General features: G+C 64.3%; 19 protein-coding genes and 1 pseudogene. 5 read left to right on the top strand and 15 right to left on the bottom strand.

The annotated features are described in order from the left end of the window. Window positions 1–117 precede the first annotated feature (117 nt). Window positions 118–1,284: pseudogene (locus BRX37_RS15780) on the top strand (ATP-binding cassette domain-containing protein); the annotation flags it as partial. Window positions 1,285–1,308: 24 nt separating this feature from the next. On the opposite strand, the gene BRX37_RS15775 reads toward BRX37_RS15780, so the two are convergent. The 5 genes from BRX37_RS15775 to BRX37_RS15755 all read right to left on the bottom strand — a co-directional run bounded on the left by BRX37_RS15775 (window position 1,309) and on the right by BRX37_RS15755 (window position 4,350). Continuing rightward, window positions 1,309–1,632, bottom strand: a complete 324-nt coding sequence (locus tag BRX37_RS15775; RefSeq protein WP_026108744.1) for a PilZ domain-containing protein — start codon at window positions 1,630–1,632, stop codon at window positions 1,309–1,311. A gap of 179 nt (window positions 1,633–1,811) precedes the next feature. Further along, window positions 1,812–2,234 (bottom strand): ExbD/TolR family protein, encoded by a 423-nt coding sequence (locus BRX37_RS15770; RefSeq protein WP_004209993.1) that lies wholly within the window; start codon window positions 2,232–2,234, stop codon window positions 1,812–1,814. Window positions 2,235–2,258: 24 nt separating this feature from the next. Further along, window positions 2,259–2,747, bottom strand: a complete 489-nt coding sequence (locus tag BRX37_RS15765) for an ExbD/TolR family protein (RefSeq protein ID WP_004209992.1) — start codon at window positions 2,745–2,747, stop codon at window positions 2,259–2,261. A gap of 113 nt (window positions 2,748–2,860) precedes the next feature. Next, window positions 2,861–3,616, bottom strand: coding sequence for a MotA/TolQ/ExbB proton channel family protein (locus BRX37_RS15760; protein ID WP_004209990.1), 756 nt, complete (start codon window positions 3,614–3,616; stop codon window positions 2,861–2,863). A gap of 71 nt (window positions 3,617–3,687) precedes the next feature. After that, window positions 3,688–4,350 carry an energy transducer TonB gene (locus BRX37_RS15755; protein WP_004209989.1) on the bottom strand — a complete coding sequence of 221 codons (663 nt, stop codon included), beginning with the start codon at window positions 4,348–4,350 and terminating at the stop codon, window positions 3,688–3,690. A 249-nt stretch (window positions 4,351–4,599) separates the two neighbouring features. Between BRX37_RS15755 and BRX37_RS15750 the strand changes: the two genes are divergently transcribed. Together BRX37_RS15750 and BRX37_RS15745 are read left to right on the top strand one after the other, a co-directional pair. Continuing rightward, window positions 4,600–5,478: a hypothetical protein gene (locus tag BRX37_RS15750; protein WP_125988104.1), complete on the top strand. Its 879-nt coding sequence runs from the start codon at window positions 4,600–4,602 to the stop codon at window positions 5,476–5,478. A 109-nt stretch (window positions 5,479–5,587) separates the two neighbouring features. Further along, window positions 5,588–6,892, top strand: coding sequence for a homoserine dehydrogenase (locus tag BRX37_RS15745; protein ID WP_010336871.1), 1,305 nt, complete (start codon window positions 5,588–5,590; stop codon window positions 6,890–6,892). Between the two features lie 20 nt (window positions 6,893–6,912). Here BRX37_RS15745 and BRX37_RS15740 read toward each other — a convergent pair whose 3' ends face one another. Then, a complete protein-coding gene (locus BRX37_RS15740; RefSeq protein ID WP_125988120.1) occupies window positions 6,913–7,350 on the bottom strand; it encodes a hypothetical protein in 438 nt (145 codons plus the stop codon). Between the two features lie 220 nt (window positions 7,351–7,570). Between BRX37_RS15740 and glpX the strand changes: the two genes are divergently transcribed. Continuing rightward, a complete protein-coding gene (glpX, locus tag BRX37_RS15735; RefSeq protein WP_004209983.1) occupies window positions 7,571–8,554 on the top strand; it encodes a class II fructose-bisphosphatase in 984 nt (327 codons plus the stop codon). A gap of 95 nt (window positions 8,555–8,649) precedes the next feature. Here the strand turns inward: glpX and BRX37_RS15730 are convergent, their stop codons facing one another. From BRX37_RS15730 to BRX37_RS15690, 9 genes are all read right to left on the bottom strand, one after another. Continuing rightward, window positions 8,650–9,027, bottom strand: coding sequence for a MerC domain-containing protein (locus BRX37_RS15730; protein ID WP_004209982.1), 378 nt, complete (start codon window positions 9,025–9,027; stop codon window positions 8,650–8,652). Window positions 9,028–9,118: 91 nt separating this feature from the next. Next, on the bottom strand, window positions 9,119–10,900 hold the full coding sequence (locus tag BRX37_RS15725; protein WP_125988103.1) for a sensor domain-containing diguanylate cyclase: 1,782 nt from the start codon (window positions 10,898–10,900) through the stop codon (window positions 9,119–9,121). Between the two features lie 129 nt (window positions 10,901–11,029). Next, window positions 11,030–12,529, bottom strand: coding sequence for a catalase (locus tag BRX37_RS15720; RefSeq protein WP_037507341.1), 1,500 nt, complete (start codon window positions 12,527–12,529; stop codon window positions 11,030–11,032). A 114-nt stretch (window positions 12,530–12,643) separates the two neighbouring features. Then, window positions 12,644–14,116 carry an FGGY family carbohydrate kinase gene (locus BRX37_RS15715; protein WP_125988101.1) on the bottom strand — a complete coding sequence of 491 codons (1,473 nt, stop codon included), beginning with the start codon at window positions 14,114–14,116 and terminating at the stop codon, window positions 12,644–12,646. Next, window positions 14,113–15,621: a glycerol-3-phosphate dehydrogenase gene (locus BRX37_RS15710; RefSeq protein ID WP_125988099.1), complete on the bottom strand. Its 1,509-nt coding sequence runs from the start codon at window positions 15,619–15,621 to the stop codon at window positions 14,113–14,115. The genes BRX37_RS15715 and BRX37_RS15710 overlap by 4 nt, the downstream gene beginning before the upstream one ends. Before the next feature lie 143 nt (window positions 15,622–15,764). Beyond that, on the bottom strand, window positions 15,765–16,313 hold the full coding sequence (locus tag BRX37_RS15705) for a hypothetical protein (protein ID WP_318276709.1): 549 nt from the start codon (window positions 16,311–16,313) through the stop codon (window positions 15,765–15,767). 200 nt (window positions 16,314–16,513) lie between these two features. Then, window positions 16,514–16,885: an ATP-dependent Clp protease adapter ClpS gene (clpS, locus tag BRX37_RS15700; protein ID WP_004209974.1), complete on the bottom strand. Its 372-nt coding sequence runs from the start codon at window positions 16,883–16,885 to the stop codon at window positions 16,514–16,516. Window positions 16,886–17,062: 177 nt separating this feature from the next. After that, complete coding sequence (locus BRX37_RS15695) at window positions 17,063–17,926, bottom strand: phasin family protein (RefSeq protein ID WP_125988095.1); 864 nt, start codon at window positions 17,924–17,926, stop codon at window positions 17,063–17,065. A 140-nt stretch (window positions 17,927–18,066) separates the two neighbouring features. Next, window positions 18,067–19,806 (bottom strand): PHA/PHB synthase family protein, encoded by a 1,740-nt coding sequence (locus BRX37_RS15690; RefSeq protein ID WP_125988118.1) that lies wholly within the window; start codon window positions 19,804–19,806, stop codon window positions 18,067–18,069. A 143-nt stretch (window positions 19,807–19,949) separates the two neighbouring features. Here BRX37_RS15690 and BRX37_RS15685 point away from each other — a divergent pair, with 143 nt between their 5' ends. Next, window positions 19,950–21,161 (top strand): LL-diaminopimelate aminotransferase, encoded by a 1,212-nt coding sequence (locus BRX37_RS15685; protein WP_004209971.1) that lies wholly within the window; start codon window positions 19,950–19,952, stop codon window positions 21,159–21,161. Window positions 21,162–21,174 lie beyond the last annotated feature (13 nt).

Raw genomic sequence — 21,174 nt, 5'->3', positions numbered from 1 at the left:
AAATGTTAATTCATACGTTGTTCTGACTTTCGTGTAGACTTAAATGTGGTTTTCTCGTAACTAGCCGTTCTATGTTGTAAGGGAGCTGCTGACACCAAGGTCTGATCTGAAGACGTCGTCGGCAGAGTAACCACCGAGGTGCTGGGCGCGATGAAGATCGTCCAGGGCTTTGGCCAGGAAGGGCGCGAGGCGGCCCGGTTCGACGCGACCGTCGCGAGCGGCTTTGCCACCGCCCGGCAGCGCATATTGCTGCGCGCGGTGATGACCGCCATCGCCTTTGCCCTGGTGTTCGGATCGATCACCGGCGTGTTGTGGCTGGGCGCGATCGACGTCGCCGCCGGGCGCCTGTCGGGTGGCAGCATCGCCGCCTTCGTGCTGACCGGCGGGCTGGTGGCCGGCGCGTTCGGATCACTGTCGGAAAGCTGGGGCGACCTGTTGCGCGGCGCCGGGGCGGCGAGCCGGCTGGACGAGTTGATGGCGGCCGAGCCGGCGATCGCCGCACCGACGGCGCCGGTCGCGATCCCGACGCTGCCGCAAGGCGCGCGGCTGCGCTTCGACAATGTCCATTTCCATTATCCCACCCGCCCCGACCAGGCGGCGCTGAACGGCGTCACGATCGACATTGCGCCGGGCGAGACGGTGGCGGTGGTCGGGCCTTCGGGCGCCGGCAAGTCGACGCTGATCCAGCTGGCGCTGCGCTTCTATGATCCCGATCAGGGCGAAGTGCGGCTGAACGATGTGCCACTGCCGGCCGCCGATCCGGCCGCGCTGCGCGCCGCAATGGCGATGGTGCCGCAGGACAGCGTGATCTTCGCCGCGTCTGCCCGCGACAATCTGCGCTACGGCAAATGGGATGCGAGCGACGAGGAGATATGGGCAGCGGCGCGGGCGGCCAATGCCGAGGCCTTTCTGCGCGCCCTGCCCCAGGGGCTGGACAGCCATCTGGGCGAAGGCGGCGCACGGCTGTCGGGTGGGCAGCGCCAGCGCGTGTCGATCGCCCGCGCGCTGCTGCGCGATGCGCCGATCCTGCTGCTGGACGAGGCAACGTCGGCGCTGGACGCGGAATCGGAGCAACTGGTCAAGGATGCGCTCGACCGGCTGATGCAGGGGCGCACGACGATCGTCATCGCCCATCGGCTGGCGACCGTGCGGGCCGCCGACCGGATCATCGTGCTGGATCGGGGACGGATCGTGGAACAGGGCGACCATGCGACGCTGGTGGCGCTGGGCGGCCTTTATGCGCGACTGGCCAGTCTGCAATTCCAGGACCAGCTGAACGGCTGAACCGCCGTCCCGCCGGACGCGCGGTCAGCGACCCGCGAGGCAGCGCTGGACGATATAATCGAAGATGGCGGGATGGAGCGGGCGCTCGAAGGTGCAGCCCGATTCATGCGCGCGCACCCATTGGACGCGGGCGCGGCGCCCCTCGAAACCCGGCAGCATGATCCACAGCTCGCTGCCGACGGTGAGCTTCATGAAACTGTGCAGGCGAAAGCCGGTGAGCGACATATCGGCGATATTGCTGGTGAACCAGGTTTCGCCCGGACGCCGCACCTTGACGCTGATCACAACGTCGCGCCGTTCGGCAAGCCGGCCCCTGCGTTCCAATTCGGTCAGTCGTTCAGCGCCCATGGTCCACATCCACCCATTCCCCTTCAGCATCGCGCAGGAAGGTAAGGGAAATGTTAAGCGGGAGACGGACGGGCACAAAAAAGGGGCTGCCGAAGCAGCCCCTGGTCTGTGGTCCGATTGATCGTCCGATGGGTCGGAGACGGGAAGTCTGAGACCGACAAGCCCCGGACGATCAGGGATCAGAACGAGCTATACTGCTCGTTGCCGACGAAACCCAGCTTGGTCACGCCCGCGCGCTTGATCTCCGCCAGCACCTCGTCAACGACGACGTAGCGGGTCTGCGCGTTCGGCTGGAACTGCAGTTCCGGCTCGACGGGCAGACGCAGCGACTGCTGCAGATACTGACGCAGGGTCAGCAGGTCGATCGGCGCACCGTTCCAGCTGATCACACCGCCGGCATCGATCGCGACCTTGTTCTTGACAGGGTCGACCACATTGTCGCTCGGAGGCGCGCTCTGCGGCAGATCGATCTTAACCGCGTGGGTCTGGATCGGAATGGTGATGATGAACATGATGAGGAGAACGAGCATGACGTCGATCAACGGCGTCGTGTTCATTTCCACCATCGGCTCACCATCATCGGAGCCCATGCTCATGGCCATAACGAATTCTCCTTATGCGGCCGATCAGAGGCGGGTCGTCGTCGAACCGGGTTCCGGTTCGGAGATGAAGCCCACCTTCGGGAAACCGGCGCGCTGCATCGTGTAGATGGTGCCGCCGATGCAACGATAGGGGGTATTGATGTCGCCGCGGATATGCACTTCGGGCAGATCCTCGGGCGTCAGATTTTCAACACCACCAGCCTTCTTGATGTCCGCTTCCAGCTTGGCGACGGCGCGATCGAGCAGTTCGTCGGAGCTGACCTTGGTCAGGTTCCAGTAAACCGCACAGCTGCCGTCGGGCGCCGAGGTGACCGACAAGGAAACATTTTCGGGTTTCGTCGTGGTCGGCTCGAACGCCACCTTGGGAAGTTGCAGATCGACCGTCTGGACGACGACCGGGACCGCGATGAGAAAGATGATGAGCAACACCAGCATGACGTCGACGAGCGGCGTCGTGTTGATGTCGGACATCGGCTTGTCGTCACCGCCGTCGGAGCCAACACTCATTGCCATTGATACAATCCTAACCTTGGTGTCGTAGGTGCCCCGTTAACCGGGGCCCCTGTCCGGCAGGGGCCGGGTGGTCGCAGCCGCCACCCGGCGCCCGAACCGGCGTCTTAAGGCGATTAGGCCTTGGTCGGCGCAGCAGCCGGCTTGGCAGCAGCAGCGGCCGGAGCGGCAGCAACGGTCGGCTTCACGGCGCCGTCCGAAACCAGGTAGGCCAGCAGGTCGACGGTGAAGCCGTTCAGCTGTTCCGAGATCGCCTTGTTGCGGCGCTGCAGGAAGTTGTAGGCCAGAACGGCGGGAACGGCCACGGCCAGACCCAGCGCGGTCATGATCAGAGCTTCACCGACCGGGCCGGCAACGGCGTCGATCGAGGCCTGACCGGCAGCACCGATCTTGATCAGAGCGCGGTAGATGCCGATAACGGTACCGAACAGACCGATGAACGGCGAGGTCGAACCGACGGTGGCGAGGAACGCCAGGCCGCCACCGAGCGACGAGTTGATCGCGGCTTCCGAGCGAGCCAGCGAGCCGTGCAGCCAGTCATGTGCTTCGACCGGATCCTTCAGCTTACCATGCTCTTCCTGAGCCTTGATGCCGTCATCGACGATCTGCTTGTAGGCCGAGTTCTTTTCGAGCTTGGCCGAAGCTTCCTTCAGCGAAGCGGCGCGCCAGAAGGTCGCACGGATCTTCTTGCCCTGGCTGATCACCTTCTGCTGTTCGATCAGCTTGGTGAACAGGATGTAGAAAGTGCCGACCGACATGGCGCACAGGATGATGAAGACGGTCCAGGCAATGGTGCCGCCCTGCTCCAGGGCTTCCATCAGGCCGTACGGGTTTTCCGGCTTGGGCGCCGCGGCTGCGAGATACATCAACATGTTCAAGACTTCCCTCTCAAAAGGATCGTGAAAGGGGAGAGCGGCGCCGGGCGCCTGCCCTCCCGTTTAAATTACTGCGGGATCCGCCACTGAATGCGGTTCGCGTAGGTCGACGGGATCTTGTTACCCTGGTCATCTTCCGCGGGGCTAAAGCGCGCGCGGCGGGAAACCAGCTTACAAGTTGCGTCGTCCAGTTCAGGCGAGCCACTCGACTGCGTAACGGTGCAGCTCGTGACACGGCCATCGGCGCCCACTTCAAGACGGAAACCAGTGGTCCCCTGCTTTTCTTCACGCAGAGCGCGCGAAGGATAGTCTTCCGTGGTTGCCCAGGAACCCGGATTGCCACGCGGCGACACGCCCTTTGCAGCCTGCTTTGCAGCGGGCGGCGGCGGCGGGGCCGGCGGCGGTGCGGGCACCGGAACCTCATTGAACACCGGCGGCGGCGTCCGAACCGTCTGGATCGGCGGCGCGGGGGCCGGGGTCTGGACGATCGGCGGCGGCGCGACGACCGGCGGAGGCTCAATCGGCTTGTCCGGCGGCGGCGGCGGCGGCTCCTCGTCAGGTGGCGGGGGCTCCTCCTTCACGTCGATCACGTTCAGCTGTTCCGCCGCCTTTTTGACATATTTCATGCCAAGACCGGTGACGAAGGCATAGCCGAGAACAGCGTGAATCAGGGCGACGATGACGATCGATATCGTGCGACTCGATCCTTGCGAGTGGTCAGCATAGGCCATTCGGCAACGACACTCCTTAACTCATCTTACCAGTGGGTTGTACAAATCAGCCAAAAACGGCCCGAGCTGCCCGGGGGTATCCCCGACCACCTTTGGCCCTTATCCGTCCATTTGCTACCGTGCGAACTCCTATCGCGGCGCATCGTGGCACGCAAACGCTTTATCGAACTACCGGCTTGCGTTTACCATCACACACCGGAATGACTTGCCTGTGACATCCCTGCCACGGGCTGACAGCATAGGACGAAGATGCAGAAGAAATCCACCATCGCCATGAAGACACTCGCCTCGCTGTGCCTCATTTCGGCCTCATATACCGCCGTTTTTCCGGCATTTTCTCAGACAAATTCGATGACAGCGCAATCATCGACGGTTGCCGCCGGATTGACCTATGCCGACATTGCCGACCTTTCCGATGCGGCACCGCTGGTTGCCAACGTGCGCATTAGCAACATCGTCCCGTTGAAGCCCGAACAGGCTCCGGACGTCCCGGCAGGCTATCGCAGGGTCTATGTCGAGGCCGAAGTGACCGCACTGATTCGCGGCGAAGGGGGCATAAGCCCGACAGTCGGCTATCTTTATGACGCCCGCCTTGATTCGAAGGGCAAGATACCCAAGCTGAAAAAGGCACAGGTGCTGCTATTCGCCCGTCCGGGCGGGCGTCCGGGCCAGATTCAGCTGATCGCGCGCGATGCGCAGATCGCCGCCACCCCCGCCGAGGTAGAACGGGTGAAGGCGGTGCTATCCGCCCTGGTCGCACCCGATGCCGCACCGCGAATCATCGGCCTGGGCGACGCCTTCCATGTTGCCGGCACGATTGCAGGCGAAGGCGAGACCCAGATTTTCCTGCGCACCGAAAATGGCGACCCGGTGTCGCTGTCGATCATCCGCCGCCCCGGACAACAGCCCAGCTGGGCCGTGGCGCTGGGCGAAATCGTCGACGAAGCCGCCCGCGCCCCTGCCCCCGGCAGCCTGCTCTGGTATCGGTTGAGCTGCAGCCTGCCGGCCACTTTGCCGGCCCGGTCGGTCCGCACCCTGGCAGTGCAGGACGCCGAAGCCGCCCGCGCCGATTACCAGTTCGTCCTGAACGCACTCGGTCGCTGCGCACGCAATCGAAAGCCGAGCTGACCCCCTACGCACTTATCTTTCAATCGGGCGCCGCTGTGCTTTTCCTTGGACAGCGGCGCTCGGGCCGCTATCAGCGCGGCTCTTACAGTGCGAAGGACCAGGAAACACCATGACCAATCTCCACCGCCATGCCCCGCTGCGCGTCGCGCTCGTTGGCCTCGGAACGGTGGGTGGCGGCGTCATTCGCCTGCTCAACACCAATGGCGACCTGATTGCCCGCCGTGCCGGTTGTCCGGTGCAGGTCGTCGCCATCTCCGCGCGTGACCGCAACAAGGATCGCGGCGTCGACCTGTCGCCCTATGAATGGGTCGACGACATGACGACGCTGGCGACCCGCGACGATATCGACGTGGTGGTCGAACTGATCGGCGGCGCCGATGGCCCGGCTCTCACCCTCGCCCGCCAGTGCCTGGCCGCCGGCAAGCCGTTCGTCACCGCGAACAAGGCGATGCTGGCCCATCATGGCCTGGACCTTGCCAGCCGCGCCGAGAAGGCCGGCGTGGCGCTCAAATATGAAGCGGCGGTCGCCGGCGGCATCCCGGTGATCAAGGGCATGCGCGAAGGCGCGGCCGCCAACGAGATCAGCCGCGTCTATGGCATCCTCAACGGCACCTGCAATTACATCCTGACCACCATGGAGAAGGAAGGCCGAGGCTTTGACGAGGTGCTGAAGGAAGCCCAGGAGCTGGGCTATGCCGAGGCCGATCCGAGCTTCGACATTGACGGCGTCGATGCCGCGCACAAGCTGACCATCCTCGCCAGCCTCGCCTTTGGCACCGAACTGGACTTCGACCATGTCGCCACCACCGGCATCCGCCATGTGATCGCCGCCGACATTGCCGAGGCGGCGGCGCTGGGCTTCCGCATCCGCCTGGTCGGCATGGCGGAGAACGGCCCGGAAGGCCTGTTCCAGCGTGTACATCCGATGCTGGTGCCGCTCGACCATCCGCTGGCCCATGTCGACGGCTCACTCAATGCCGTTGTGGCCGAGGGCAATTTCGTCGGCCGCCTCTTCTTCCAGGGGCGTGGCGCGGGTGACGGCCCGACCGCTTCGGCCGTGGTTGCCGACCTGATCGACGTGGCGCGCGACGAATATGGCGATGCGCTGGCGATGCCGGTCGCCGCCCTGACCCCGCAACAGCCGGCCGACGCCGGCCAGCGGATCGGCCGCGCCTATCTGCGCTTCAAGGTGCAGGATCGCCCCGGCGTGCTGGCCGAGATTGCCGCCGCGACCCGCGATGCCGGCGTCTCGATCGAGAGCATGATCCAGCGCGGCGCCAACCAGGCCGATGGCGTGCTGGTGGCGATCGTCACCCATGCCGGCGAGGAACGCTGCGTGCGCGAGACGCTGGAGCGGCTGGCCGGCTCCGACAGCCTGCTCGACACGCCGATGGTCATGCATATTCTGGATTGATCGCGCCGGGACCGGTGGGATCAGTGCTGGCCGGCGCCCTTGACCGAATCCGGCAGGGGCGGCGGTGGCGCCATGTCGGCGTCGGGGTCCAGCAAATGGGTGATGGCCTTGCCGGCCAGCATGGCAGCGCCCAGGATCGGCACACCACCACCGACGCAGCCCGTCCCCTGCCCGCCGACGACACCGCAAGCGCCTTGCCTGGGTGCCGCAGCGGACGCGCGGGGCGTATCGCCCGCAAGCGGGCGCCCCTCGACCGGCTCGCGCGACAGCGGCAGCCTTTCCTTCGCATTGCGCTCCGCCCGGCTGCCGCAGACGACGATAGCGCCGCCGCTGCGATCGCAGGGTCGGACGACAGCGGTGCGCGCCTGATATTGCTCCATCGCGGTGCGCTGGGCGAGCGGCGCTTCATCCACCCGCACGATATCCTGCGCGGCCACCGGCGGCATGCCGATCAGCAAAAGAGGGAAAGACAAGACCCACCGCATGACGACATCTGAACAGTCGAACATGGCGGGATGATGGCAGCGGCTGGACGCTGCGGAATGGCATATAAGGCAAAGGCGCGTCCATCCGTGGCATCACGACTATGAAAAGCTTTGCGAGCCGGGCAAGTTGGGTCGACAAGCAGAGGCGGACATCCTATCGCCCTGCTCTATCAGTTACAGCAGAGGAGTGGCTATGGTGCAGGCTAGTTCGATTCTCGATCGCGTCTTGGTACTCGAAATGGTGCGCGTCACCGAAGCGGCTGCAATCGCCGCATCCAAGCTGGTCGGTCGGGGCGACGAGAAGGCCGCCGACGCCGCTGCGGTCGAGGCGATGCGCCTGGCCTTCAACGACCTCTATATGGACGGCACCGTCGTGATCGGCGAGGGCGAGCGCGACGAGGCGCCGATGCTCTATATCGGCGAGAAGGTCGGCAATGCGATCGGCAAGGGCCCCAAGATCGACATCGCGCTCGATCCGCTGGAAGGCACCACCATCACCGCCAAGGCCGGCCCCAATGCGCTGGCCGTGCTGGCCATTTCGGAAGAAGGCGGCCTGCTCAACGCACCCGACGTCTATATGGACAAGATCGCCGTCGGTCCTGGCTATCCCGACAATATCATCGACCTTAACAAGTCGGTGAAGGAGAATGTCGAGGCGGTGGCCAAGGCCAAGGGCGTCGATCCGCATGAAATCATCGTCTGCGTGCTGGATCGCCCGCGCCATGAGAAGCTGATCGCCGAACTGCGCGCGATCGGTTGCGGCATCATGCTGATCCCGGACGGCGACGTTGCCGGTGTGATCGCGACCACCAACCCCGAAACCACGATCGACATCTATATGGGATCGGGCGGCGCGCCCGAGGGCGTGCTGGCCTGTGCCGCGCTGCGCTGCGTGGGTGGCCAGTTCAAGGGCCGCCTGCTGTTCCGCAACGATGACGAGAAGCAGCGCGCCTACAAGTGGGGCATCACCGACCTGGACAAGGTCTATGACCTCAAGGAACTGGCCAAGGGCGACTGCATCTTTGCCGCGACCGGCGTGACCGACGGATCGCTGCTGGCGGGCGTCAAGCATCTGCCGGGCGACAAGCTGACCACCGAGAGCGTGGTGATGCGCGCCAGCACCGGCACCGTGCGCTGGGTCAAGGGCGAGCATCGCGTCGAGCGCAAGGACGCCTGATCGGGCGGACAGGACGAAAAGACGAAGGGGGCCGAAAGGCCCCCTTTTTCGTAGTCATCGATGCGGGAAGAACCGTCCCCGACAATCGCCGGCGGTCAGTGGCTGGCGCGGTGGTTGAGATCGTGGCCGAGGGCAAGAATGGCGACGCCAAGCAGCGTATAGGCGCTTTCCTGCCAGCCATGATCCATGGTCAGCGCGCCGGCCATGATGCCAAGGCCCAACGAACCGATCGCGGCGGGCATCATGAAACGATGGACGAGCGCGCCATGGCCGAGCGCGATCGCGCCCATCAGGATGGCAAGCGCCAGCCCCGCTTCATGGAAGATCGGGCTGTCGAAAATACCGCCGGCCGATGCCAGCAGGCCCAGCACCACTGCGGTCAGGAAACAATGGGCGACGCACAGCCCCGAAAGCGCCATCGCGAGGCGATCAAGGCGTCCGGATTCCAGGGCGTGACGGAAGCTGAGCAGCATGGTGCGTGCTACATAGTCGAGAGCGGCATAAGTTACAACATAACATCACCGATTTTTCCGGCAGGAAATACGTTCCCGTTCCGCCGGACCGTCAGGCAGCGAAGCGCAGGCAGTTGCGACCGCTGCCCTTGGCGGCATAAAGCGCCTTGTCCGCCGCTTCCATCAGGGTCGCGGCGCTGGCCGAGCCGTCCAGTTCGACAAGGCCCGCGCTGAAGGTGATGGCGATATCCTCGCCATTGCCGAGCGGGAAAGGCCGCACCCCGACGCGGGTGCGCAGATGCTCGCAGATGCGTTCTGCGCGCTCCAGATCGACATCGGGCAGCAGCACGGCAAATTCCTCGCCGCCGAGGCGCCCGACGCTGCCGGTGCCACGCAGCGCCTGGCGCAGCCGCTCGACAAAGCCGACCAACACCCGGTCGCCGGCGGCATGGCCATGGCGGTCATTGACCGACTTGAAATGGTCGATGTCGATCAGCAGCAGGCAGGCCTGCCCGCCGGCCGCGACGCGGGCGATCTGGTCGTCCAGCTTTTCCTGCAATGCGCGGCGGCTGTCGGCACCGGTCAGGGCATCCTGCGCCGCCGCCTGGTGCAGCGCCCGCTGGCGCGCCTTGTGGCGGGAAATGTCGCGCACCGTGCTGATGACGCCGATCGCCCGCCCCTGCTCGTCCAGCACGGCGCGGACCAGCATCTCATACCAGTCGAAATCATTGTCGGGCCGGTTGGGGCGAAATTCGACGGCATGCGCCTCCCCCGGATGGGCGAGCGCGCGGCGATGGGTGACGATCGCGAAGGGGCGATATTCCGGGTCGATCAAATCGACAGCGGCCTGGCCCAACAGTTTGTCTGCATCAATGCCGATCTGGTCGACGGCCGAGGGCGAGACATATTGGATGATGCCGTCGATGCTGAGATTGACCACGCCGTCGCCGCTATGTTCGGCGAAGGCGCGATAGCGCGCCTCGCTGTCGCGCAGCATGCGGATCAGGCGGCGACGGCTGTTGAGCTCGGCGGCCACGGGAACCGACAGCAGGAAGCTGAGCGCCAGATAGAATTGGAAGAACTGGATGCGTTCGGGAATGCTGGCCGCGACCAGCCGGAGCGGTCCATGGCCGGTCATGGTCGCCGTTCCGCCGATCAGGGCGAGGATGACGATCGCCGCCGCCGACCCTGCATAGCCGGTGCGGAAGGCGATCAGCACCAGCGGCAGGAGCGAGGCGAACAGCATGGGATAATCGACGCGATAGAAGATCCACCAGGCGCACAGGGCAAAGGCGGACAGCAGGCCGAACGCCTCCAGCCGCTCGATCGGCCGGGCCTGGCGCGCCCAGCGGCTCACCTCGCCCTGCAGCAGGATCAGCAGCAGCGGCGTGCAGATGAGGCCGCCCAGCACATGGCCGCTATACCATTGCAGCCAGATATGGGGAAAATCACCACCCAGCAAAATGGAGACCACCAGCCCGGCACCGATAGCGGCAAGCACATTGGCAACGCCCGCCAGCGCGAAGATGAAGATGCACAATTCGCGCATCGATGCGGCGATCTGTCGCCCGACGCCCAGCCGGCGGCAGATATAGGCGACCACCAGCGCCTCCCCGACATTGAGGATCGCCATCGGCACCGCCGCCAATGCGCCGATGCCGAACAGCGCGGTCGCGATCGTGCTGGCGACCATGCAGGAGAGGATGAGACGCGGCCAGGCGCGCATGCGCGCGGTCATCAGTTCCGCCATCAGCAGGGCATTGGCGCCCCAGATGAACGCCAAGCCGCCTTCGAATCGCGAGGTCAGCAGAGCAAGCGACGCGACCGCAAAGTAAAGCAGGCCGGTAAATACCGACATTTTCAGGGAAATATGGCGAAGGGCGGGCCGCGTCATGTTCCCATCCGGGTTAAGCGGACAATGTTAATATATATTCCTATGCCGCCGACTATTTCACAGCGAATAGATAAAAACAGGCCCCGGTGATCATCATCGGGGCCTGTTTTTACAATATTACAAGTCTATTCAACTGGATGCGTCAGCCAACAGCGCATCGGTCGGGGCCGAAATCGACGGATTGCGATCCTTGATCGTCGCTCGCGCCTGACGCACGCCTGCGCCATAGTCGGGATGGACCTGATCGAAGAGCTTGCACTGGCGCTCCTCGATCTCGTCCGGGATATCGCCCATGGCGGCGGCGATATTGGCGAAGAGACGCGCCTTCTGCGCATCGTCGAACAGGTTGAACAGCGCGCGCGGCTGGCCGAAATCATCATTGCCTTCGCGATGATTATAGCGGTCGGCATCGCCCGAAATCTTCAGCGGCGGCTCCAGGAAGCGCTGATCCTCGACCGGGCCGCCAAAGCTGTTGGGCTCATAATAGGCCGCCGGGTTGGGGTTGTTCGGGAAGAAGCGCATCGCCCCATCCTTGTGATAATGATGCACCGGGCATTTGGGCGCGTTGACCGGTAGCGCTTCATAATGGGTGCCGATCCGATGCCGGTGCGCGTCGGCATAGGAGAAGATGCGCGCCTGGAGCATCTTGTCGGGCGAGAAGCCGATGCCCGGCACGATGTTGGACGGCGAGAAGGCGGCCTGCTCGATCTCCGCGAAATAATTGTCGGCGTTGCGGTTCAGCTCCAGCACGCCGACGTCGATCGGCGGATAATCGGCATGCGGCCAGACCTTGGTGAGATCGAACGGATTATAGGGCGTCTTGTCCGCATCCAGTTCCGGCATGATCTGGACCTGCATCTTCCATTTGGGGAAGTCGCCCTTCTCGATCGCCTCGAACAGATCCTCCTGCGTGGATTCGCGGGTGCGGCCGACGACATCCGCCGCTTCCTCGTTGGTCCAGTGGCGATGGCCCTGCATCGTCTTGAAGTGGAACTTCACCCAGAAACGCTCGCCGGCGTCGTTGATGAAGCTGAAAGTGTGGCTGCCATAGCCGTTGATGTGGCGCACATCGGTCGGCAGGCCGCGATCCGACATCAGGATCGTCACCTGGTGCAGCGATTCCGGCGACAGCGACCAGAAGTCCCACATCGCCGTGGGCGAGCGCAGATTGGTGCGCGGGTGGCGCTTCTGCGTGTGGATGAAATCGGGGAATTTCAGCGGATCGCGCACGAAGAAGACCGGCGTGTTGTTGCCGACCAGATCCCAATTGCCTTCGGGCGTGTAGAATTTCATCGCGAAGCCGCGCACGTCGCGCTCGGCATCGGCGGCGCCCAGTTCGCCGGCCACGGTCGAGAAGCGCAGGATCATCGGCGTCTGCGCGCCCGGCTGCAGCGCCTTCGCCTTGGTATATTTGGAAATATCGCCGGTGATCGTCAGCGTGCCATAGGCACCCCAGCCCTTGGCATGGACGACACGTTCGGGGATGCGTTCGCGATTCTGGTGCGCCAGCTTTTCGAGCAGCTGATAATCCTGGAGCAACAGCGGACCGCGCGGGCCTGCGCTCAGGCTGTTCTGGTTATCGGCAATCGGCGCACCCGCGCTCGTCGTCATCACTGGCTTATCGACCATATCGTCCTCCTCAACTTTGGATGAGAACAGGCTAAGGCCCCGCGAAGTTTCAGAAAAACTGATTAAATCGGATTGGGTGATCGATTTTTACGGTCAATCTGAAGATCGCCCGAGTCAGGAGGTCAGCGCCCGATCGCGCAGGCGGTGCCATGCCGACAGTCGCGCATCGCGCGGCTGCGGCAGCATTGCCGGATCAAATCGAGTCGTCTTCCCTGCCATCGTCGCGGCCTCGTCCAGGGAGCGGAACAATCTAGCCCCCAGCCCTGCCAGCATGGCCGCACCCAGCGCCGTGGTTTCCACATCCGCCGGACGATCCACACTGACATCAAGCATATCAGCGATATCCTGGGCGATCCAGTCATTGGCGCTCATGCCACCGTCGATCCGCAACTGGCGCCAGGGCGCGCCGTCGGCGGCGAAGGCGGTGGCGAGGTCGGACAATTGGTGCGAGAGGGATTCGAGCGCGGCGCGGACGATATGCGCGCGGGTCGATCCCTGGGTGAGGCCAGCGATGACGCCGTTCACATCGGGCCGCCAGTGCGGCGCGCCCAGCCCCGCCAGCGCCGGCAGCATCAGCACGCCGCCGCTGTCAGGCACGGAGCGGGCCAGCGCCTCCGTCTCCGCCGCCGATCCGATCAGGCCGAGCTGATCGCGCAGCCATTTGATGAGATTGCCGGCAATGAAGATCGATCCTTCCAGCGCATAGATGCGCTGGTCGCCGATCCGGTAGAGCAGAGTGCCGAGCAGGCGATGGCGCGAGGCCGGCATCTGCGCACCCATATTGGCGAGGATGAAGGCGCCGGTGCCCAGGGTCGCCTTGGCATCGCCCGGCGTCAGGCAGGCCTGGCCGATGCTGGCCGCCTGCTGATCGCCCGCCAGTCCGCGGATCGGGATAGCGCCGCCGAACAGCTCTGCCAGCGTGTCGCCAAAGGCGCCGGCATTGTCGACGATTTCGGGCAATGCGACGCGGGGCACGCCGAACAGGTCGCAAAGCGCCGGATCCCAATCGGTGCCGTCGAGCGCCACCAGCTGGGTGCGGCTGGCATTGCTGGCGTCGCTGACATGCAGGCCGCCGGTCAGTTTCCATACCAGCCAGCTTTCGATCGTGCCGAGCGCCAGCGCGTCCCCCGCCTGCGCCACGGCCGGCACATGATCGATCAGCCAGCGCATCTTGCTGGCGGAAAAATAGGGATCGACGACGAGACCGGTGCGCTGTTGCAGCATCGCTTCATGGCCGGCTTCGCGCAGCGCCGTGCATTGCGCCGCCGTGCGCCGATCCTGCCAGACGATGGCGGGTGCCAGTGGTTCACCGGTGCGCCGGTCCCAGGCAACCACCGTTTCGCGCTGGTTGGTGATGCCGATGGCAGCGATCCGGTCCGCGCCGCCCGCACGTTCTACCATCTGGCGTGCGCAATCGCGCGTACGGGTCCAGATTTCGGCGGCGTCATGCTCGACCCAGCCGGGCTGTGGATAATATTGGGTCAGTTCCGCCTGCGCCATCGCGATGCGACGGCCATCGGGGGCATAGAGCATCGCACGGGTCGAGGTCGTCCCCTCGTCCAACACCAGCAGATAGCGGTCGGTCATGCCCTCTCCTCAAGCCAGGCATCAAGCGCGGCCAGCTGCACGGCGTCGAAGCGCAGACCCAATTTGGTCCGACGCCAGAGAATATCCTGGCTGGTCTGTGCCCATTCGCGCGCGAGCAGGTAGCAGAGTTCCGCTTCGGTCAGACCATGGCCGAAATCCCGGCCCAGGTCCGACCAGTCGCGCGCCGCGCCCAGCCAGTCGCGGGCACGGGTGCCATAGGCGCAGCCGATCCGTTCAGCCGTGTCGAGATCGAGGAAAGGATAGTCGCCCGCCAAAGCGGCGACGAGATCGGCCAGGCCGGTCATCGGGAAATCGCCGCCGGGGAGCGGCGCGTCCGCCGTCCAGTCATCACCCGCCAGCGCAGGCACGAGCGGCTTCAGCAGGGCGATCGCATCGGCCGCGAGATGGCGATAGGTGGTGATCTTGCCGCCATAGATGCTGAGCAGTGGCGGCGCGCCCTCCTCCCGATCAAGATCGAGATGATAGCCGCGCGTCGCCGATTCCGGCCGGGCCGATCCATCGTCGATCAGCGGCCGGACGCCGGCAAAGGCCCAGACGACATCGGCGGGGCTGATCGACCGGGCGAAATAGCGGTTCGTCCCCTCGCACAGATAGGCGATTTCCTCGGCACTGGCCGCGATCGGATCGACGCCGTCCTGATGATCGCGGTCGGTCGTGCCGATCAGCGTGTAGAGATGCTGATAGGGGATGGCGAAGAAGATCCGGCCGTCGGGCAGCTGGAAGAAATAGGCCATGCCATGGTCGAACAGGCGCGGCACGACGATATGCGATCCGCGCACCAGCCGGATGAGCCGGTCGGCGCGACGATCGGCCCGATCCAGCAGATCGAGCACGGCAGGACCAGTGGCATTGACCACGACCCGCGCATGGAAGGTCTGTGCCTGGCCCGCAGCATCGCGCGCATGGATGCGCCAATGATCGCCAGCCTGCTCCAGCCGCAGCACTTGCGTGCGGGGGCGGATGTCGGCGCCATGATCGGCGGCGTCGCGGGCGTTGAGGATGACCAGTCGCGCGTCGTCGACCCAGCCGTCCGAATAGACATAGGCGGGGCCGAATCCCGCCCGCAGCGGCGCGCCAGCAACATGCTGGCGCAGGTCGATCGCCTCCGTCGCCGACAGGGCGCGGCGGCCACCGATATGATCGTAGAGGAAGAGGCCGAGGCGCAGCAGCCAGCGCGGCCGCAGCCCCTGGACCCAGGGCAGGACGAAGCGCATCGGCTGGATGATGTGCGGCGCGATGCGCCACAGCCGTTCCCGTTCGGCCAGGGATTCGCGGACCAAGCCGAAGGCCCGATGCTCCAGATAGCGCAGCCCGCCATGGATGAGCTTGGTCGAGGCCGAGGAGGTGCCCTGCGCCAGGTCGCCGCGTTCGAGCAGCAGCACGCTGGCACCCCGCCCTGCTGCATCGCGCGCGATGCCGCACCCGTTCACCCCGCCGCCGATCACGGCAAGGTCGTGGATGAAAGGGGCCGTCTCCTGCGTCACGCCGCCGTTCTAGCGGCAAAATGCTGCCCCCGATATTAACGAAGGCAAGATCGTGAAAATTCATCCGGCCGGCGCCACGCGCGATCGCCCATTGTGCCGGCCGGATGCCTGCGCGCCCCCACGCTCGTCAGAAGGGCATGTCGTCAGGCGAGGCTGTCGACCACCAGGCCGCTATTGCTGCTGCTCGTGGCGCTGCTGGTCGATCCATAGAGCGACTGGCTGAGGCTGGAGCGGAGATTTTCGAGGAAGGCGATGATCGAATCCAGCTGATCGGTGGCGCTGGTCGAACTCGTCTCGCTGGTGCTGCTGTCGTCATCGCTGCTGTCCTCGGCCGGACGCGGCGGCGGCGGGCCGCGCATGCCCTGCGGCCCCTGCATCCCGTCCATGGCCGCCAGGCCGTCGATGCTCATACTGTCTTCGCCATCGGACGACGCCCCCGCGCCGCCCGGTCCCTGGGCGAAGAGGCTCTGCAACTGCGCCGCCTGATCCTCGGTCAGGGTACCGGCCGATACCTGATCATCGATCAGGGAATCGATCCGATCCTTCATCGATGACGGATCGAGCCGTGAACTGCCCGAACTGGCGGAGGTGCTGAGCGCGGAATCGATGGAATCGAGCGCGGTTTCGAGCGCGTCGCCATCCGCTTCCGATATGGAGCCGGCCTCCACCGCGGCGTCGATGCGATTGGTCATCGACATCCGCGGCGATGGCGGCATGGTCATGCTGTTGCAACTGCTGATAGTCGTCATGCTGGAAGTCCCCACTTCGTTTAGCGGGACCATTCATGCCGAATAAGTCTGAAAAAACATTGTATTTCAATCATGTAATTGATTGAAATAGAAGCGCCACACTGACCAAGAAAAGGTTAAGCGCGCGCCCTTACCCGATGATATCAGGCCTTTTCCAGCGTGCATTGCAGCGGATGCTGGTTCTGCCGGGCGAAATCCATCACCTGGTTCACCTTGGTCTCGGCCACTTCATAGCTGAAGATGCCGCACACGCCGACGCCGCGCTGATGGACGTGCAGCATCACCCGCGTCGCTTCCTCCATGTCCATGCGGAAGAAATGCTGAAGGACATGCACGACGAACTCCATCGGGGTGTAATCGTCGTTCAGCATCAGCACCTTGTAGAGCGACGGCTTCTTGGTGCGGGTGCGGGTACGCGTGGCGACGCCGATGTTCGGGTCATTGTCGCCCGTATCGTCCTGATCCGGACCGGCCCTGAAGGGCGCGCCTGCCGATGCGTTGAAGAGATGGTTCATGATGCAGAAGAATATGGCGATTTGTCCTGCCAAGGCAAGGGGGCCGACCGCATGCCATCGCTGCGTAACCACGTTTCCCCGGCGAGAAAAAAGGCGATGCTCCGACCGGAGCACCGCCCTTGTTCGTCATCCCGGCCGGATATCGGCCCGGGAATTCGGCTGTGAAATCAGCCCGCCTCAGGCGGCGAGCGACTTCACCTTGTCGGTGACCAGGGTCACGCGCGCGGTCAGCGGCTGGCTGATGTCGCCGGCCAGCTTCATGAAGGCTTCGCTGCTCTTGGCGGCTTCCTTGGTGAATTCGTCGAAGCTGCTCGACAGGAACTGGCTCTGCAGCTGGAAGAATTCGGTCGGGGTCTTGGCGGTCGAGAAGCTCTTGATCGAGGCGGTCGCCTTTTCGAAGCTCTTGCGGCTGTAGTCGACGGCTTCCTGGCCCAGCGTCTCGAAGCCCTTGGCCGCGATCTTGCCCGATTCCACCAGCGCTTCGACATTGCCCTTGGCGATGTCGCTCAGCTCTTCCATCGCCTTGGTCGACTTTTCGACACCGGCCTTCGCCTTCTCATTCAGGTCGGCATAGGCCGTTTCCATCTTGGCCTTGGTATCTTCGGCGAACTTCTTACCGGTTTCGAGGATATCGTTCATGATCAATGTTCCTTCCGTGGCAGGCAGCGTCTTCGCTTTGGTCTTCGGGGCGGACACAGGCTCCGGAGCCACTACCGCCTCAACATCTTCAACAATCGGTTCGGGTGCGGCATCCACCGCCGTCGTCGCCGCGACCACCGCCACCGGATCGGCAACGGGTGCCGGTTCCGCAGCAGGGGCTTTAGCAGCAGCGACCGACGCCGGCTTCTTTGCTACCGGCTTGGGCGCGGGCGCCTTTGCCGGAGCAGCCTTGGCGACGGGTTTGCGCGGGGCAGGCTTTTTGGGCGCGGGCTTCTCACCCAGGGCGGACTCAGCCGCCTTGAGTGCCTCACTGGCAGACAAGGTTGCGGAACCGCTTTTCGCGACCGGCTTGGCACGCGCAGACTTAGGGGTAACGGCCATCGACCATCCTCCGTTTGTTGCACTGCACAATAAGCCTTATCCCAAAGGATTACAAGCCCATTGTGCAGTGCAACAAATCAGACATATTGATGGCTTGGCACTGATCGGCGGCCAATGGGGAATGGCTGAAATCCGCGCCTCTACCGGGCTTTTACGTAACGTCCGGGCGCGTCTTCTATTGCCCGAAGCTTGCCGCCGCCCGGCTTGCGCGCGCCGCGGACAGCCACCTCGCGCGAATCGATGCCGCGCAGCCATTCGGCCCAGTCCGGCCACCAGCTGCCCTTGGTCTCGCGCGCAGCCGCAACAAAATCATCCAGCGTCGGCTGCGGCGCGTCGGCGGTCCAATATTGATATTTCTGTGCGACCGGCGGGTTGATGACGCCGGCGATATGGCCCGAGCCTGCCAGCAGGAAGCGTACCGGCCCGGCGAGATGCTCGGTCAGTTTCCACACGCTTTCGAGCGGGGCGATATGATCCTCCTTGCCGGCTTGGACATAGGCGGGGGTGTGGATCTGCGTCAGGTCGATCGGCGTGCCCGCGACGCTGATCGCGCCGGGCACCACCAGCATATTGTCGCGATAGAGCTGGGTCAGATAGTCGCGATGCCAGCGCGCCGGCAGGTTGGTCGTGTCGCCATTCCAGTAGAGCAGGTCGAAGGGCGGATAGTCCATGCCGAGCAGATAGTTGTTGACGACATAGTTCCAGATGAGGTCGCGCCCGCGCAGCAGGTTGAAGGTCGCCGCCATGTAGCGCCCGTCGAGGAAGCCGCTGGAGGAGAGACGGTCGACCAGCTTCATCTGCTCGTCATCGACGAACAGGGTGAGATCGCCGGCCGCGCTGAAATCCACTTGCGCCGTGAAGAAGGTCGCGCTCGCCACCTTGTCCGCTTCGCCCCGCGCCGCCAGCAGCGCCAGCGTGGCGGCCAGCGTCGTGCCGGCCACGCAATAGCCGATGGTATGGACGCTCGGCACGTTCAGCAGGTCGCGCACCGTATCGATCGCGTCGACCTGGCCGTTCAGGATATAATCGTCCCAGACCATATCCTTCATCGAGGCGTCGGCCGATTTCCACGAGACGAGGAAGACGCTGATCCCCTGATCCACCGCCCATTTGACGAAGCTTTTTTCGGGCGAGAGATCGAGAATGTAGAAGCGGTTGATCCAGGGCGGGAAGATGATGAGCGGCGTCGCCAGCACCTTGGGCGTCGAGGGCGCATAATGGATGAGTTGGTAGAGCGGGGTTTCGTGAACCACCTTGCCCGGCGTCGCGGCGATGTTGCGCCCCAGTTCGAACTGGGTGCCGTCAGTATGGGTAAGCTGGCCCTTCTCCATGTCGGCCAGCATATGCTGGAGGCCCTTCACCAGATTTTCGCCGCCGCTCTGGATCGTCTTTTCCACGACCGTCGGATTCATCAGCGGGAAGTTGGACGGCGCCATCGCATCGAGCATGCCGGTGGTGGCAAAGCGCAGCTTGGCCTTCGCCTTGGGATCGACGCCGTCGACCGCATCGGCCAGGTTCATCAGATAGTCGGAGATCAGCAAATAGCTTTGCCGGATCAGGTCGTAGAAGGGATGGGTCGTCCAGGCGGGATCGGCAAAGCGTCGGTCCTTGCGCGCGGCCGGGCTGTCGGCCGGCGGCGGATCGGGCTGGTCGCGCAGCAGGCCGCCGGAATCGAGAAAGCGCTGCCACAGCGCCAGCCCTTCATCGGCAAAGCTGGTCTGGATGCGGGCGACGGTTTCGGGATCGAAGGGCAGCACCCGGCCGGTCGCGCCCGCCGCCTGCTCCAGCATCAACTGCTGCGCGCGGCCCAGCACCTGGGTCCATTTCTGCATCTCCGCCAGGGTCGGGAGATGGGGCTCCAGGACATCCTGCGTTTCCATGGCCACCTTCCTCCTCCTGGCATTGCCGATATCAGCCGCTTTCACTGGCGCGCCGCAGCCTGGCGGGTTATAGCCAGATTGTGACACGCCGAATGCGTGCCACGCACTATTCCTTACCGAGAGCTTTCAGGAAAGCCCCTATAATGTCCGAAGAATTCTACCGCATGAAGCGCCTGCCGCCCTATGTCATCGCTGAAGTGAACGCGATGCGAGCCGCAGCCCGCGCCGCGGGAGAGGATATTATCGACCTGGGCATGGGCAATCCCGACCTGCCCCCGCCCGATCATGTCATCGCCAAGCTGGTCGAAGTCGCGAGCAAGCCGGACGCCCATGGCTATTCCCAGTCCAAGGGGATTCCGGGCCTGCGCAAGGCGCAGGCCAATTATTATGGCCGCCGTTTCGGCGTCGATGTCGACCCGGAAACCGAAGTCGTCGTGACCATGGGGTCGAAGGAAGGGCTGGCCAGCCTCGCCACCGCGATCACCGCGCCGGGCGACGTGGTGCTGGCCCCCAACCCCAGCTACCCGATCCACATGTTCGGCTTCATCATCGCAGGGGCCACCATCCGATCGGTGCCGACGACGCCGGACGAGAATTATTTCCGCGCGCTCGACCGCGCCATGGCCTTCACCGTGCCGCGCCCGTCAATCCTGGTGGTCAATTATCCGTCCAACCCGACGGCGGAGACGGTGGACCTGGCCTTCTACGAACGGCTCGTCGCCTGGGCGAAGGAGAACAAGGTCTGGGTGCTGAGCGACCTTGCCTATTCCGAGCTTTATTATGACGGCAACCCGACGCCCTCCATCCTGCAGGTGCCGGGCGCCAAGGATGTCGCGATCGAGTTCACGTCCCTGTCCAAGACCTATTCGATGGCCGGCTGGCGTATCGGCTTTGCGGTCGGCAACAAGCAGCTGATCGCGGCGATGAGCCGGGTGAAGAGCTATCTCGACTATGGCGCCTTCACGCCGATCCAGGCGGCCGCCTGCGCCGCGCTCAACGGCCCGCAGGACATCGTCGCCAAGAATCGCGAGCTGTATCACAAGCGCCGCGACGTGATGGTCGAGAGCTTTTCCCGCGCCGGATGGGACATTCCCGCGCCGCGCGCGTCGATGTTCGCCTGGGCGCCGCTGCCGCCCGCGCTCAAGGACATGGGGAGCCTGGAATTTTCCAAGCAGCTGCTGACCCATGCCAAGGTCGCGGTCGCGCCGGGCGTGGGCTATGGCGAGGATGGCGAAGGCTATGTCCGCATCGCCATGGTCGAGAATGAGCAGCGGCTCCGCCAGGCGGCGCGCAACATCAAGCAGTATCTCAAGTCGATGGGCGTCAACACGCCCTCGTCCAAGGGCGCTGCCTGACCTATAGACCTGA

The sequence above is a fragment of the Sphingomonas sp. S-NIH.Pt3_0716 genome, assembly GCF_003950715.1.
In the GTDB taxonomy this organism is placed as follows: Bacteria; Pseudomonadota; Alphaproteobacteria; order Sphingomonadales; family Sphingomonadaceae; genus Sphingobium; species Sphingobium yanoikuyae_A.
This window is presented reverse-complemented; position numbering and strand designations above follow the sequence as displayed.